The 12,692-nt window shown below is 61.7% G+C and carries 18 protein-coding genes; 14 read left to right on the forward strand and 4 right to left on the reverse strand.

The genetic code is table 11. From position 1 onward, the window contains the following. The 4 genes from AC07N6_RS22075 (at window position 1) to coq7 (ending at window position 3,403) form a co-directional block, all read left to right on the forward strand. Window positions 1–696, forward strand: a complete 696-nt coding sequence (locus AC07N6_RS22075) for an amino acid ABC transporter permease (RefSeq protein WP_494783354.1) — start codon at window positions 1–3, stop codon at window positions 694–696. Window positions 697–766: 70 nt separating this feature from the next. Then, entirely contained in the window at window positions 767–1,495 is a 729-nt protein-coding gene (locus AC07N6_RS22080; RefSeq protein WP_494783353.1) for an amino acid ABC transporter ATP-binding protein, read from the forward strand. Window positions 1,496–1,719: 224 nt separating this feature from the next. Then, window positions 1,720–2,754 (forward strand): dihydroorotase, encoded by a 1,035-nt coding sequence (pyrC, locus tag AC07N6_RS22085; RefSeq protein WP_494783351.1) that lies wholly within the window; start codon window positions 1,720–1,722, stop codon window positions 2,752–2,754. Between the two features lie 22 nt (window positions 2,755–2,776). Further along, window positions 2,777–3,403 carry a 2-polyprenyl-3-methyl-6-methoxy-1,4-benzoquinone monooxygenase gene (gene coq7, locus AC07N6_RS22090; RefSeq protein WP_494783350.1) on the forward strand — a complete coding sequence of 209 codons (627 nt, stop codon included), beginning with the start codon at window positions 2,777–2,779 and terminating at the stop codon, window positions 3,401–3,403. 71 nt (window positions 3,404–3,474) lie between these two features. On the opposite strand, the gene AC07N6_RS22095 is transcribed toward coq7, so the two are convergent. Further along, window positions 3,475–3,933 carry an OsmC family protein gene (locus AC07N6_RS22095; protein ID WP_494783349.1) on the reverse strand — a complete coding sequence of 153 codons (459 nt, stop codon included), beginning with the start codon at window positions 3,931–3,933 and terminating at the stop codon, window positions 3,475–3,477. A 639-nt stretch (window positions 3,934–4,572) separates the two neighbouring features. Between AC07N6_RS22095 and rplM the strand changes: the two genes are divergently transcribed. The 6 genes from rplM (at window position 4,573) to erpA (ending at window position 8,261) form a co-directional block, all read left to right on the forward strand. Beyond that, the gene (gene rplM, locus AC07N6_RS22100) at window positions 4,573–5,001 is read left to right on the forward strand and encodes a 50S ribosomal protein L13 (protein ID WP_494783348.1); all 429 of its coding nucleotides are present in this window, start codon (window positions 4,573–4,575) and stop codon (window positions 4,999–5,001) included. 9 nt (window positions 5,002–5,010) lie between these two features. Beyond that, window positions 5,011–5,403, forward strand: coding sequence for a 30S ribosomal protein S9 (rpsI, locus tag AC07N6_RS22105; RefSeq protein ID WP_050469370.1), 393 nt, complete (start codon window positions 5,011–5,013; stop codon window positions 5,401–5,403). A 264-nt stretch (window positions 5,404–5,667) separates the two neighbouring features. Beyond that, entirely contained in the window at window positions 5,668–6,705 is a 1,038-nt protein-coding gene (gene argC / locus AC07N6_RS22110; RefSeq protein ID WP_494783347.1) for an N-acetyl-gamma-glutamyl-phosphate reductase, read from the forward strand. A gap of 23 nt (window positions 6,706–6,728) precedes the next feature. Continuing rightward, entirely contained in the window at window positions 6,729–7,433 is a 705-nt protein-coding gene (locus AC07N6_RS22115; RefSeq protein ID WP_494783387.1) for a DUF6776 family protein, read from the forward strand. Window positions 7,434–7,442: 9 nt separating this feature from the next. Next, window positions 7,443–7,838, forward strand: a complete 396-nt coding sequence (locus AC07N6_RS22120; protein ID WP_494783346.1) for a bactofilin family protein — start codon at window positions 7,443–7,445, stop codon at window positions 7,836–7,838. A gap of 57 nt (window positions 7,839–7,895) precedes the next feature. Then, the gene (erpA, locus tag AC07N6_RS22125; protein ID WP_141911395.1) at window positions 7,896–8,261 is read left to right on the forward strand and encodes an iron-sulfur cluster insertion protein ErpA; all 366 of its coding nucleotides are present in this window, start codon (window positions 7,896–7,898) and stop codon (window positions 8,259–8,261) included. A 116-nt stretch (window positions 8,262–8,377) separates the two neighbouring features. Here the strand turns inward: erpA and hemL are convergent, their stop codons facing one another. Together hemL and thiD are read right to left on the reverse strand one after the other, a co-directional pair. Further along, on the reverse strand, window positions 8,378–9,664 hold the full coding sequence (gene hemL, locus AC07N6_RS22130) for a glutamate-1-semialdehyde 2,1-aminomutase (protein ID WP_494783345.1): 1,287 nt from the start codon (window positions 9,662–9,664) through the stop codon (window positions 8,378–8,380). Between the two features lie 52 nt (window positions 9,665–9,716). Then, window positions 9,717–10,547 (reverse strand): bifunctional hydroxymethylpyrimidine kinase/phosphomethylpyrimidine kinase, encoded by an 831-nt coding sequence (gene thiD / locus AC07N6_RS22135; RefSeq protein ID WP_494783344.1) that lies wholly within the window; start codon window positions 10,545–10,547, stop codon window positions 9,717–9,719. A gap of 211 nt (window positions 10,548–10,758) precedes the next feature. On the opposite strand from thiD, the gene AC07N6_RS22140 reads away from it, so the two are divergent. Further along, entirely contained in the window at window positions 10,759–10,911 is a 153-nt protein-coding gene (locus tag AC07N6_RS22140) for a rubredoxin (protein WP_050469386.1), read from the forward strand. Between the two features lie 32 nt (window positions 10,912–10,943). On the opposite strand, the gene AC07N6_RS22145 is transcribed toward AC07N6_RS22140, so the two are convergent. After that, complete coding sequence (locus AC07N6_RS22145) at window positions 10,944–11,147, reverse strand: hypothetical protein (protein WP_494783343.1); 204 nt, start codon at window positions 11,145–11,147, stop codon at window positions 10,944–10,946. A gap of 107 nt (window positions 11,148–11,254) precedes the next feature. On the opposite strand from AC07N6_RS22145, the gene AC07N6_RS22150 reads away from it, so the two are divergent. Genes AC07N6_RS22150 through AC07N6_RS22160 form a run of 3 tightly spaced genes read left to right on the forward strand, consistent with a single transcriptional unit; the run spans window position 11,255 to window position 12,673 of the window. Next, window positions 11,255–11,653 carry a response regulator gene (locus tag AC07N6_RS22150; RefSeq protein WP_494783342.1) on the forward strand — a complete coding sequence of 133 codons (399 nt, stop codon included), beginning with the start codon at window positions 11,255–11,257 and terminating at the stop codon, window positions 11,651–11,653. Between the two features lie 34 nt (window positions 11,654–11,687). Next, window positions 11,688–12,053 (forward strand): response regulator, encoded by a 366-nt coding sequence (locus AC07N6_RS22155; protein ID WP_494783341.1) that lies wholly within the window; start codon window positions 11,688–11,690, stop codon window positions 12,051–12,053. Further along, window positions 12,050–12,673 carry a chemotaxis protein CheW gene (locus tag AC07N6_RS22160; protein ID WP_494783340.1) on the forward strand — a complete coding sequence of 208 codons (624 nt, stop codon included), beginning with the start codon at window positions 12,050–12,052 and terminating at the stop codon, window positions 12,671–12,673. The genes AC07N6_RS22155 and AC07N6_RS22160 overlap by 4 nt, the downstream gene beginning before the upstream one ends. The last annotated feature ends 19 nt before the right edge of the window (window positions 12,674–12,692 follow it).

The following is a 12,692-nucleotide window of genomic DNA, read 5'->3' on the forward strand; positions in this document are numbered from 1 at the left end:
ATGTTCAGCAATTTCGACTTCGACGTCATCGAGCGTTCCTGGGTCTACCTGTTCACCACGGGCCTGAAATTCACGCTTGTCCTGACCTTCTCGGCCATGCTGGGCGGCATCATCCTCGGCACGCTGCTGGCGATGATGCGCCTGTCCAGCAACAAGCCGCTGTCGTTCATCGCCACCACCTACGTCAACCTGATCCGTTCGATCCCGCTGGTGCTGGTGATCTTCTGGTTCTACTTCCTGGTGCCGTTCATCGGGGCGTGGATCATCGGCGCGTCCGAGCCTATCCGGGTGGGCGCATTCCAGTCGGCGCTGATCACCTTCATCCTGTTCGAGGCTGCCTATTACTGCGAAATCATGCGCTCGGGCATCCAGTCGATTCCGCGCGGCCAGGTGTTCGCCGGCTACGCGATCGGCATGAACTACTGGCAGATGATGGGCAACGTGGTGCTGCCGCAGGCGTTCCGCAACATGACGCCGATCCTGTTGACCCAGACCATCGTCCTGTTCCAGGACGTGTCGCTGGTGTACGTGCTGGGTTCGGTGCCGGACTTCGTCACCAGCGCTTCCAAGATCGCGCAGCGCGATGGACGCCTGGTGGAAATGTACCTGTTCGTGGCGGTGGTGTACTTCATCCTGAGCTTTGGCCTGTCGCAACTGGTCAAGCGCTTCCAGAGCAAGATCGCCATCATCCGTTAAGCCCCATGACGGCGGCTGGCGCAGATGACGCGCCGGCCGCCCAACGCATCCAGAAATCCAGGAGAAACAAATGATTGAACTCAACAACGTCAGCAAGTGGTACGGCAGCTTCCAGGTCCTGACCGATTGCACGACTTCGGTGAAAAAGGGCGACGTGGTGGTGGTGTGCGGCCCGTCCGGTTCGGGCAAGTCGACGCTGATCAAGACCGTCAACGGCCTGGAGCCGTTCCAGAAGGGCGACATCACCGTGGACGGCATCTCGGTGGGCGACCCCAAGACCAACCTGTCCAAGCTGCGCGCGCGCATCGGCATGGTGTTCCAGAACTTCGAACTGTTCCCGCACCTGTCCATTCGCGAGAACCTGACCATCGGCCAGGTCAAGGTGCTGGGTCGCAGCAAGGACGAGGCGACCGAGAAGGGCCTGAAGTATCTCGACCGCGTGGGCCTGTTGGCGCACAAGGACAAATTCCCCGGCCAACTGTCCGGCGGCCAGCAGCAGCGCGTGGCGATTGCCCGCGCGCTGTCGATGGACCCGATCGCCATGCTGTTCGACGAGCCGACCTCGGCGCTCGACCCGGAAATGATCAATGAAGTGCTGGATGTCATGGTCGGCCTGGCCCAGGAAGGCATGACCATGATGGTCGTGACCCACGAAATGGGGTTCGCCCGCAAGGTCGCCAACCGCGTCGTGTTCATGGACAAGGGCCTAGTGGTGGAAGATTGCGCCAAGGATGAGTTCTTCGCCTCGCCGCGTTCGGAACGGGCGCGCGATTTCCTGGCCAAGATCATCACCCACTGATCCAATCCCGGCGGCGTCCTTGGGCGCCTCCGAAGGAGAGAAGGCCGCATCGGCGACGATGCGGCCTTTCTTTTGTCCGGCATCAAACCGGCGTGCGCCGGGCCGGCCGGGGCTTGACGGCTACGGTAGAATATCGCTCTTGATGGTGAAGCCCCGGCCCGCGCGGCCGGACGCGGCCATGGGATGCCCGCCATCCGCCAATTCCAGACCAGAAAGAACATCGAATGAGCAACCAACTGACCATCACCCGCCCGGACGACTGGCACCTGCACCTGCGCGACGGCGCCACCCTGAAGGACGTGTTGCCGCACACCGCGCGCCAGTTCGCGCGCGCCATCGTCATGCCCAACCTGAAGCCGCCGGTCACCACCACCGAACAGGCCGCGGCCTACCGCGAGCGCATCCTGGCGGCATTGCCCGAGGGGATGCAGTTCGAGCCGCTGATGGTGCTCTACCTGACCGACAATACCCCGCCCGACGAGATCCGCCGCGCCAAGGACAGCGGCTTCGTCAAGGCCGTCAAGCTGTACCCGGCCGGCGCCACCACCAACTCGGACGCCGGCGTGACCGACCTCGGCAAGTGCTACAAGACGCTGGAAGTGCTGCAGGAGCTGGACATGCCGTTCCTGGTCCACGGCGAAGTCACCGATCCGGCGATCGACCTGTTCGACCGCGAAGCGGTGTTCATCGAGCGCATCATGAAGCCCTTGCGCCAGGCCATGCCCGAGCTGAAAGTGGTGTTCGAGCACATCACCACCAAGGAAGCGGCCGACTACGTGCTGGCCGGCGAGGGCCCGACCGCGGCCACCATCACCGCGCACCACTTGCTGTTCAACCGCAACGAGATCTTCAAGGGCGGCATCCGCCCGCATTACTACTGCCTGCCGGTATTGAAGCGCGAGACCCACCGCCAGGCGCTGGTGGCCGCGGCTATTTCCGGCAACGACAAGTTCTTCCTCGGCACCGACTCGGCGCCGCACGCCAAGGGCCTCAAGGAGCACGCCTGCGGCTGTGCCGGCTGCTACACCGCGCTGCACGCGCTGGAGCTGTACGCGCAAGCCTTCGACCAGGCCGGCGCGCTGGACAAGTTCGAGGCCTTCGCCAGCTTCAACGGCCCGGCCTTCTACGGCTTGCCGCGCAACCAGGGCACGGTCACCCTCAAGCGCGACAGCTGGACCATCCCGGCCGAATTGCCGATGGGCGATACCACCGTGGTGCCGCTGTCGGCCGGCGAGCAGATCAACTGGAAGATGGCCTGAGCCACCAATAGGAAGGGTACGCATGCAATTCGTCGACCGACTGATTACCGATCTGGATAAAGCGCTGCGCGTGGTCAGCGGCGTGGTCTCCGAAAGCCGGCCCAATCCCGGGCGCGGCCTGGCCGATGGCGTGATGGACGAGGCCGAGAAGCGGCATGCGGCCGGCCTGATGCGGGTCAACCATGTCGGCGAGGTCTGCGCCCAGGCGCTGTACGACGCGCAGGGACGGTTGGCCCAGAAGCGCGAGATCAAGCAGGCCTTCGAGCATGCCGGCATCGAAGAGGAGGATCACCTGGCCTGGACCGCCGAACGCCTGCGCGAGCTGGGTTCGCGCACCAGCCTGTTGAATCCCGTCTGGTATGCCGGTTCCTACGTGCTGGGCACCATCGCGGCCCGCGTGGGCGATGCGCGCAACCTCGGCTTTGTGGCCGAGACCGAGCGCCAGGTCGAGCTGCATTTGCTGAGCCACCTGGAAAAGCTGCCGGCGCAGGACAACAAGTCGCGCGCCATCGTCGAGCAGATGCGCATCGATGAGGTCGAACATGGCCAGGCCGCGAAGGAGCTGGGCGCGGCCGAGATGCCTGCGCCCATCAAGGGGCTGATGAAGGCGATGTCGAAAGTGATGACGGGCGTGGCTTACTACGTCTGAGCCGCCCCGGATGTAAAAAACGCCGCACCGGCGCAAGCCGTGCGGCGTTTTTTTTTTGCCGTGATCCTTGCTTACTGCTGCTGGCCCAGCGCCGGCACCGCTTCGGCGAGGTCGTCGATGATCTCGAAGGAGTGGGTCAGTTCGGCGGTCTTTTCCAGCATGATCGAGGCCGAGCAGTATTTCTCGTGGGACAGCTTGATGGCGCGCTCGACCACGTTGGGCTTGAGGTTGCGGCCGCGCACGGTGAAGTGGAAGTGGATCTTGGTGAACACTTTCGGATCGGTTTCGGCGCGCTCGGACTTGAGCGTGACGTCGCAGCCGCGCACATCCTGGCCGCTCTTGCGCAGGATCACCACCACGTCATAAGCGGTGCAGCCGCCGGTGCCGGCCAGCACCACTTCCATCGGGCGCGGGGCCAGGTTGCGGCCGCCGCCATCGGGCGCGCCGTCCATGGTGACCAGATGTCCCGAGCCTGTTTCCGCCGTAAAGGTCATGCCGGACAATCCGGTCCAGCGCACTGTGCATTCCATCGTGTAGTCCAAATTGGTTGAAAGAGCTGCGTATTGTAGCTTTTGGCGGCCGGGGCCGCTGCTGCGGCGATGCGCAGGCGCGCAGTTGCGCCGGGGTATGTCATTTTGCGATGCGGTGGAATTGCCTGTTTGTCATGGTTCTTCAAGTACTGTCGAGTCGTGTAAACCCAACAACGGCGTGCCTTTTAAGGGATTTCGAAAAAATATTCGAACGTATATTGCAATGCACAATTCGCTTTGCTATATTGGTTTCAACGGATGTATTTGCAGCACGTAACGATGTCTCCTCCACCCTCCTCATTGGTGTGGATTAAACCCGGAACCACTGTTTCCGGGTTTTTTTTATCCATTTTTCCGCGATCCCGGCCGCACCTGTCGGCAAACTTGCCTGTTTGCCATCGGAACAGGCGCGTTCGCCGCTTGTTGCTACCCCGGCGCGGCGAAATGCGACAAAAGCCGTCAAACCTTTTGACGCTAAGTCATTGAAAAGGCTATAATTCTCGGCTTTCCCATGCGCTCGGGAAGATAAAAGGATGAGTCCGCAAGGCGTGAAGGCCTGTCTAGATACATCTAGTACGGCCGGCACGGACGAACGGAACCGCCACTTTGAGCGTTATTTTTTCATTTAGGAAGTCAAACATGAAGACCTTTTCCGCTAAAGCCCATGAGGTTCAGCGTGAGTGGTTCGTGATTGACGCGACGGACTTGATCCTCGGACGTGTTGCCAGCGAAGTGGCACTCCGACTGCGCGGCAAACACAAACCGGAATTTACCCCCCACGTCGACACCGGCGATTTCATCGTCGTGATCAACGCTGGCAAGTTGCGCGTCACCGGCACCAAGGCGACTGAAAAGACGTATTTCCGTCACAGCGGCTATCCGGGCGGCATCTACGAAACCAACTTCCTGAAGATGCAGCAGCGTTTCCCCGGCCGTGCGCTGGAGAAGGCTGTCAAGGGCATGCTGCCCAAGGGCCCGCTGGGCTATGCCATGATCAAGAAGCTGAAGGTGTACGCAGATGGCAACCATCCGCACTCCGCCCAGCAACCGAAACCCCTCGCGCTCTAAGGAACAGACATGATCGGTAACTACAATTACGGAACCGGCCGTCGCAAGAGTGCTGTGGCTCGTGTTTTCATCAAGGCCGGCTCTGGCAATATCGTCGTCAACGGCAAGCCCGCCGCTGAATACTTCTCCCGCGAAACCGGCCTGATGGTGATCCGTCAGCCGCTGGAACTGACCGGCAACGTCGAGCGTTTTGACATCATGGTCAACGTGCACGGCGGCGGCGAGTCCGGCCAGGCCGGCGCAGTGCGCCACGGCATCACCCGCGCCCTGATCGACTACGACGCCGGCCTGAAGCCAGCCCTGTCGAACGCAGGCTACGTCACCCGTGACGCGCGTGAAGTCGAACGTAAGAAGGTTGGTCTGCGCAAGGCACGTCGCGCAAAGCAATTCTCGAAGCGTTAATCGTTTCTCGCATCACAGAAAGCCGCCGGCATGTTTGCTGGCGGCTTTTTGCTTTTTACGGTGTCGGAACGCTGCTGTGCTGCGCGCCACTGCGCTGTGCCGGGCGGCGCAGCGCTTCCCGCATGGCGGGATTTTTGAAGATTGCCGGTGAAATAACTTCCTCAACAGAAATCAGCGGGAAATATTCTCCTGCTAGAATGAAAAAGTTTGAGAAACTTTGCTTCTGCGAAGCTTTCTGTTCGCTTTTTTTCGCAAGGACAAGACATGATCAAGGTAGGTATCGTCGGCGGAACCGGTTACACCGGCGTCGAATTGCTGCGTATTTTCGCGAGCCACCCGCAAGCCAGCGTGCAGGCCGTGACCTCGCGCAAGGAAGACGGCATGCCGGTGGCGGAAATGTATCCGTCCCTGCGCGGCCGCGTGGACGTGGCATTTTCCTCGCCGGACAAGGCCCGCTTGACCGACTGCGACGTGGTCTTCTTCGCCACCCCGCACGGCGTGGCCATGGCCCAGGCGCCTGAGCTGGTGGCCGCGGGCGTGAAGGTGATCGACCTCGCCGCCGATTTCCGCCTGCAGGATGTCGCCGCCTTTGAAAAATGGTACAAGCTGCCGCACAGCTGCACCGAGCTGTTGAAGGAAGCCGCCTACGGCTTGCCGGAACTGAACCGCGAACAGATCCGCCGCGCGCGCGTGGTGGGCAATCCGGGTTGCTATCCGACCACCATGCAATTGGGTTTCGCGCCGCTGTTGAAGGCCGGCGTGATCGATGCCTCGCACCTGATCGCCGACTGCAAGTCCGGCGTGTCCGGCGCGGGACGCAAGGCCGAGCTGTCGCTGCTGTTCTCGGAAGCCTCTGACAACTTCAAGGCCTACGGCGTATCCGGCCATCGCCATTCGCCGGAAACCATCGAACGCCTCTCCAAATTGACCAGCGAAAAGGTCGGCCTGCTGTTCACGCCGCACCTGGTGCCGATGATCCGCGGCATGCATTCCACGCTGTACGCGCGCTTGACCAGGGATATCGACAACGCCGCGCTGCAGGCCTTGTTCGAAGAGGCATACAAGAACGAGCCTTTCGTCGACGTGATGCCGTTCGGTTCGCATCCGGAAACCCGCACCACGCGCGCGTCCAACATGCTGCGCCTGGCGGTGCATCGTCCGGACAACGGCGACACCGTGGTGGTGCTGGTGGTGCAGGACAACCTGGTCAAGGGCGCCTCGGGCCAGGCGGTGCAGTGCATGAACCTGATGTTCGGCCTGGAAGAAACCAGCGGCCTGCTACAAGTCCCTGTCCTGCCGTGAAGTACAAGCTATGGCAACGGCGCCTGACGATTTCCGCGCCGAAGATGACCATCAAGCGCCATCTGCCGTGGCCGCTGCAGGCCCTGTTGTGGGCGATCGTGCTGGGTGGCGGGGCGGCGTTGGCGGTATGGGCTTATGAACTGGGGCGCAACAACCTGCCCGGGATCCAGAGCGACGACAGCGAGCAGGTATCGACGCTCTCCGGGCAGGTCAAGAAGCTGTCGGCGGAAAACGATCGGCTGCAGACCGCCTCGAACGCGTCGCAGAACGAGCTGAAGATCGCCCAGGCCGCCCAGGCGCAACTGGCGAACCAGGTGAAGAACCTGGAAGCGGAAAACAACCGCCAGAAAGAGGATCTTGCCTTTTTCGACAGCCTGTTGCCGACCAACCTCGGCGCGCCGGGGATCACCATCCAGCGCTTCAAGGCCGAGCTGGCCGGGCCTAGCCAATTGCGTTACCGGATCCTGGTCATGCAAGGCGGGGGCGGTACCCAGCAATTTGCCGGGAATTTACAGCTCAGTATCACGATTTGGCAGGCGGGCAAGAGTGCTATTATCAATTTCCCGGAATCCAATTCGACCGATCTTGCGCGTTACAGGCTCGCATTCAAGTATTACCAGCGGGTTGAAGGCGTGTTGAATGTGCCGGAGGGAGCGACCATTAAAGCGGTTGCAGTTCGTGTTCTCGACCGCGGCCAGGTGCGCGCCCAGCAGTCGGTAGACCTGTGAGGTGATTTCATGTTCGGACGCAAGACCAAAAGCACGATCGACAGCCTGATCGGCATGTCGACCAGCATCAAGGGCGAGATCGGCTTCAAGGGCGGCCTGCGCATCGACGGCCATATCAATGGCAACATCAGCGGCGAGAGCGGCCAATCCAGCGTGCTGGTGATTTCCGAGCATGCCAAGGTGGTCGGCGAGGTGCGCGCCGCGCACCTGATCGTCAATGGCGAGATCGTCGGCGACGTCTACTCGACCGACCTGCTTGAATTGCAGCCCAAAGCCCGCATTACCGGCAATGTCTATTACAAGGCGCTGGAAATGCATGGCGGCGCGCTGGTTTCCGGCAAGCTCAGCCATGACCAGGCGGAAGAAACGCCGCTGCTGAAGCTGGCCGCGTCGTCCGAAGCATGAAAATCCGCAAGGGCTTATAATGAATCATTGTCCGCCCAAGCCAAGCAGGAGCCCAACATGAATGCCGTAGCCGAACTGCAACAAACCGATATCCCGACCCCGATCAACTTCAGCGACAGCGCTGCCGCCAAGGTGGCCCAACTGATCGAAGAAGAGGGCAACCCTGACCTGAAACTGCGCGTATTCGTGCAGGGCGGCGGCTGCTCCGGTTTCCAGTATGGTTTCACCTTCGATGAGATCGTCAACGAAGATGACACCACCATGTCCAAGAACGGCGTGCAGCTGCTGATCGACTCGATGAGCTACCAGTACCTGGTCGGCGCCGAGATCGACTACAAGGACGACCTGGAAGGCGCGCAGTTCGTGATCAAGAACCCGAATGCCACGACCACTTGCGGTTGCGGCTCGTCGTTCTCGGCCTGATCCAGGGGAAAAGTTTCACCGGATACAAGGCTTTACCGAATAAAAAAGGACGCTTCGGCGTCCTTTTTTATTGTCGGAAAGAAAAGGCTGCGGCATGCGCCGGCAGCCTTTGAGTGTCAGCCCAGTTCCGCAAATGCCTTGGAAGCGGCCGCGATGGTGGCGTCGATCACCGCATCGTCGTGCTGCGCGGAGACGAAGCCGGCTTCGAAGGCCGATGGCGCGAAGTAGACCCCGGCGTCCAGCATCTGGTGGAAGAAGCGGTTGAAGCTTTCCTTGTCGCCCTTCATCACTTCGGCGTAGCTGTCCGGTATCGCTGCCGCGAAATACAAACCGAACATGCCGCCGATGGCGTCGGCGGCGAAGGTGACGCCGGCTTGCCTGGCGGCCGCCGTCAGGCCCTCGGCCAGCTTTTTGGTCTGCAGGCCCAGCCTGGCGTAGAAGCCCGGCTGCTGGATGATCTTCAGCGTGGCCATGCCGGCCGCCACCGTCACCGGATTGCCCGAGAGCGTGCCGGCCTGGTACACGCCGCCCAGCGGCGCCAGGTGCCGCATGATGTCGGCGCGGCCGCCGAAGGCCGCCACCGGCAGGCCGCCGCCGATCACCTTGCCCAGCGCGGTCAGGTCGGGGGTGATGCCGTTGAGTTCCTGGGCCCCGCCCAGCGCCACGCGAAAGCCCGACATTACTTCGTCGAAAATCAGGATGGCGCCGTACTCGGTGCACAGACGGCGCATCGCCTGCAGGAATTCGTCGCTGGCGCGCACCAGGTTCATGTTGCCGGCCACCGGTTCCACGATCACGCAGGCGATCTCGTTGCCGGCGGTCTTGAAGGCGTCTTCCAGTTGCGCGGTGTTGTTGTAGTCCAGCACCAGCGTGTGCTTGGCGAAATCTTCCGGCACGCCGGCCGAAGTCGGGTTGCCGAAGGTCAGCAAGCCGCTGCCGGCCTTGACCAGCAGCGAGTCGCCGTGGCCGTGGTAGCAGCCTTCGAACTTCACGATCTTGTCGCGCTTGGTGGCGCCGCGCGCCAGGCGCAGCGCGCTCATGGTGGCTTCGGTGCCGCTCGACACCAGGCGGATCTGCTCGATCGACGGCACCAGCTTGATGATTTCTTCGGCCATCTCGATTTCGGCCTCGGTCGGCGCGCCGAAGGACAGGCCGCGCGCGGCCGCATCGGTCACCGCCTTGACCACCTCGGGATGGGCGTGGCCGACGATGGCCGGGCCCCAGGAGCCGATGTAGTCGATGTAGCGGCGGCCTTCGGCATCCCAGAAATAGGGGCCGTCGGCGCGTTCGATGAAGCGCGGCGTGCCGCCCACCGAACGGAAGGCGCGCACCGGGGAATTGACGCCGCCCGGCGTGGTTTTCTGGGCGCGGGCGAACAGGGATTCATTACTGGACTTGGACATATTCCTTACCGATTCAAATACTCAAATTCTCAACTGCACATCTGCAAATACGTTAGCCGGGGTGGCCGGGATCTTCCGCCTCGCGCGCCCAGAAATAGCGATCCGGCACCAGCTTGCCCATGCCGAAGCGTTGCGCGTTGGCCAGCGCGGCCAGGGTGAACTCCTGGGCTTCGGTGACCGCCTCGGGGATTTCCAGGCCGTTGGCCAGCATCGCCGCAATCGCGGCCGAGAGCGTGGAGCCGGCGCCGGTGAAGGAGCCCGGCAGGCGTTGCCAGGCGTCCTGGCGCACCAGGCCTGACTCGTCGAAGAGGGTGTTGCCGATCTCTTGCAGATCGGTCTGGGTGTTGGTGACGAACAGGTATTCGCAACCCATTTCGATGATGCGCATGGCATCGAGCATCAGCGTTTCGCCGGGCACGGGCTCGCGCCAAGTCTCGGCCAGCCGCGCCAGTTCGGCCGCCGAGGCCAGCATTAGCGTGGTCTGCGGCACCAGCAGCTCGCGGATGGCGATCAGGCGCTCTTCCTCCTCTTCCAGATTGGACAGGCAAGAGATGAAGGGATCGAGGATCAAGGGCACGTCGGGGTAATCCGAGACGATCTCGGCAATCGCCGAGATGTTCTCGATGCTGCCCACGGCGCCGACCTTGAAGGCGGCCACCGGCATGTCTTCGAGGATGACGCGCGCCTGGTCCGCCACCCAGTCGACTTCGATGATCTGCGCGTCTTCCACGCGGGCGGTATCCCCGATAAGCAGTGCGGTCACGACCGACAGGCCATGGCAGCCCATGGCCGCAAAGGTGGCGAGGTCGGCCTGGATGCCTGTGGCGCCGACCGGATCGGCGGCGCCGAAGGTCAGGATAAGAGGGGAGGTTTGGTTTTGCACGTCGAGTAGATTAAGATAGCGTGTTTAGAACTCGTTTCATCAAGCTTTCGCAGAGCGGCTGTTTGACTTTTTCATGGCTGCCGTTGCGCGGCTTGCCGGGGTTTCCCGATGAAGCGGGTTTCAAGCATTTTACTTGAATTGATTTGAGGGATAGTCAGCCGTGACAGATAGCCAAAGCAGCCAAAGCAGCCAAACCGAATTCAAAACCTGGATGTGCCTGATCTGTGGTTGGATCTACGACGAGGAAGCCGGCTTGCCGGAAGAGGGGATCGCTCCCGGTACCCGCTGGGAGGAGGTCCCCATCAATTGGACCTGTCCCGAGTGCGGCGCGCGCAAGGAAGATTTCGAAATGGTCGAAATCTAAATTTTTTTCCTCTACCATGCGGCGGCCTGTTTTTATCCGCCAGCCGCCGCACGCATTCCCTTGTTTTCCTCTCTTCGTTTCCTCTTTCCGCGGGCTTGATCCGGATCAAGCCGCAGCGCATTTTCCGGGGCAGCCGTCGACGATTTTCCTGCCGGTAATCGTTGTCCGTCACCGGAATGATCATTTTTCGCATCAAACTTGTTTTTATGGAAACTTAATTTACTGGAAGGCATCATTCCAGTGTTTTCAATAAAGCTGTGAAGTTGCTGCTGTTTCGGTGCTAGATGGGCTGGGCATTTGCTAAAGTGGCCCGATAAGCTGCAACGATTTGTGGAAGAGAGACATGGCGCCCCCGCTCCAGCCCGCGAAGAAAATCCTGATTGCCGACGATAATCCGGCCGTGCGCGGCACGGCCGGGCAGGTGCTGGCCGCCGCCGGTTACCAGGTATTGCCGGCCGCCGACGGGATCGAGGCGCTGGCCATGCTGGAGCGGGAGGCGCCCGATATGCTCATGTGCGGCGTGGCCCTGGCGCGCCTGGATGGCCTGAGCGCCTGCATGCTGATTCGCCGCAATGAGCGGCATGCCAACTTGCCCATCGTCATGCTGTCCGCCGCGGCCGGGCTGTTCGACCAGGCGCGTTGCGCCATGGCCGGGGCGGATGGTTATCTGGCCAAGCCGTTTTCCGAAGAAGGATTGCTGCAAATCGTCAGGGCGCATGTCGACGGCGTCGACGGCGCCTGACCTGGGTTTGTCATTTCGGAACAATGGGGGAAGCATGAGAATAAAAAAGGTACTCGTGGTCGATGATTCGCCGACCGACCGATACGTGTTGGCCAATATTCTCGAAAAGAACGGCTTTTCCGTTGCCACGGCCGAGAGCGGCGAAGATGCCCTGCAAAAGATTCGCGAAGACAAGCCGCAACTGGTGTTGCTGGACGTTGTCATGCCCGGGAAGAACGGCTACCAGGTCACGCGCCAGATCGCGCGCGACCCCAGCCTGAAGGATCTGCCGATCGTGATGTGCAGCGTCAAGGCCCAGGAAACTGACCGCATCTGGGCGCTGTGCCAGGGGGCTTGCGATTACATCGTCAAGCCGGTCGACCCGGATGAGCTATTGGCGAAGATCGGCGCCATCGAATGAGCATGGGGCAAGACCATACCCGTTCCGACGCAGACGGCGCGCACGGGCTGCCGGCGGCGGCCGACGACGCCCCGCCGGCGCCGGGCGCCGGCAAGAAGGGCGGCGGGCTGCAGGCCTTCCAGGCTTCGTTGCTGGCCCGCATGGAAGCGGCCAGCAGCGAGGAATTGCTGGCCCGTCGCCTGGCCGTGACGATCGGGCGGACCCATTGCCTGATCCGCCTGGCCGACGCCGGCGAAATCCTGCCGTTGTCCGGCCTGCCCGCGCCGATGCGGGTTCCCTTGACGCAGCCCTGGTACCTCGGCCTGGTCAATCTCCGCGGCAATCTGGTCGGCATTGTCGATCTTGCCGTGTTGAGCGGATACGAAGCCCAGCCGCGCGAGCGCGATAGCCGCATACTGGTGTTTTCTCCTGCGCTGGCGCCCAACTGCGGTTTGCTGCTGTCATCGGTGCTGGGCTTGCGGCACATCTCGGAAATGACACAAATATCGAATAATCACGATGTAGAAAACGAATTAATTGGAGTTATTGGGCGTTATAAAGACAAGGCCGGAACCGAGTGGAATGAAATCGGCCTGGCGACGCTGCTGAAAGAGGCCGCTTTCTTGCATATCGGCCGGTAGTACGGCGAGGGGCCGGCGG

The organism is Herbaspirillum sp. GW821-FHT09A12 (genome assembly GCF_059418325.1).

Bases quoted from the DNA above. Each gene is read 5' to 3' on its own strand.
- AC07N6_RS22160 (WP_494783340.1), top strand. From the start codon at position 12,050: ATGAGCATGGGGCAAGACCATACCCGTTCCGACGCAGACGGCGCGCAC.
- rpsI (WP_050469370.1), top strand. From the start codon at position 5,011: ATGATCGGTAACTACAATTACGGAACCGGCCGTCGCAAGAGTGCTGTG.
- coq7 (WP_494783350.1), top strand. From the start codon at position 2,777: ATGCAATTCGTCGACCGACTGATTACCGATCTGGATAAAGCGCTGCGC.
- AC07N6_RS22080 (WP_494783353.1), top strand. From the start codon at position 767: ATGATTGAACTCAACAACGTCAGCAAGTGGTACGGCAGCTTCCAGGTC.
- rplM (WP_494783348.1), top strand. From the start codon at position 4,573: ATGAAGACCTTTTCCGCTAAAGCCCATGAGGTTCAGCGTGAGTGGTTC.
- AC07N6_RS22075 (WP_494783354.1), top strand. From the start codon at position 1: ATGTTCAGCAATTTCGACTTCGACGTCATCGAGCGTTCCTGGGTCTAC.
- AC07N6_RS22145 (WP_494783343.1), bottom strand. From the start codon at position 11,147: ATGATGCCTTCCAGTAAATTAAGTTTCCATAAAAACAAGTTTGATGCG.
- AC07N6_RS22140 (WP_050469386.1), top strand. From the start codon at position 10,759: ATGTGCCTGATCTGTGGTTGGATCTACGACGAGGAAGCCGGCTTGCCG.
- AC07N6_RS22095 (WP_494783349.1), bottom strand. From the start codon at position 3,933: ATGGAATGCACAGTGCGCTGGACCGGATTGTCCGGCATGACCTTTACG.
- AC07N6_RS22120 (WP_494783346.1), top strand. From the start codon at position 7,443: ATGTTCGGACGCAAGACCAAAAGCACGATCGACAGCCTGATCGGCATG.
- AC07N6_RS22150 (WP_494783342.1), top strand. From the start codon at position 11,255: ATGGCGCCCCCGCTCCAGCCCGCGAAGAAAATCCTGATTGCCGACGAT.
- argC (WP_494783347.1), top strand. From the start codon at position 5,668: ATGATCAAGGTAGGTATCGTCGGCGGAACCGGTTACACCGGCGTCGAA.
- erpA (WP_141911395.1), top strand. From the start codon at position 7,896: ATGAATGCCGTAGCCGAACTGCAACAAACCGATATCCCGACCCCGATC.
- pyrC (WP_494783351.1), top strand. From the start codon at position 1,720: ATGAGCAACCAACTGACCATCACCCGCCCGGACGACTGGCACCTGCAC.
- hemL (WP_494783345.1), bottom strand. From the start codon at position 9,664: ATGTCCAAGTCCAGTAATGAATCCCTGTTCGCCCGCGCCCAGAAAACC.
- AC07N6_RS22155 (WP_494783341.1), top strand. From the start codon at position 11,688: ATGAGAATAAAAAAGGTACTCGTGGTCGATGATTCGCCGACCGACCGA.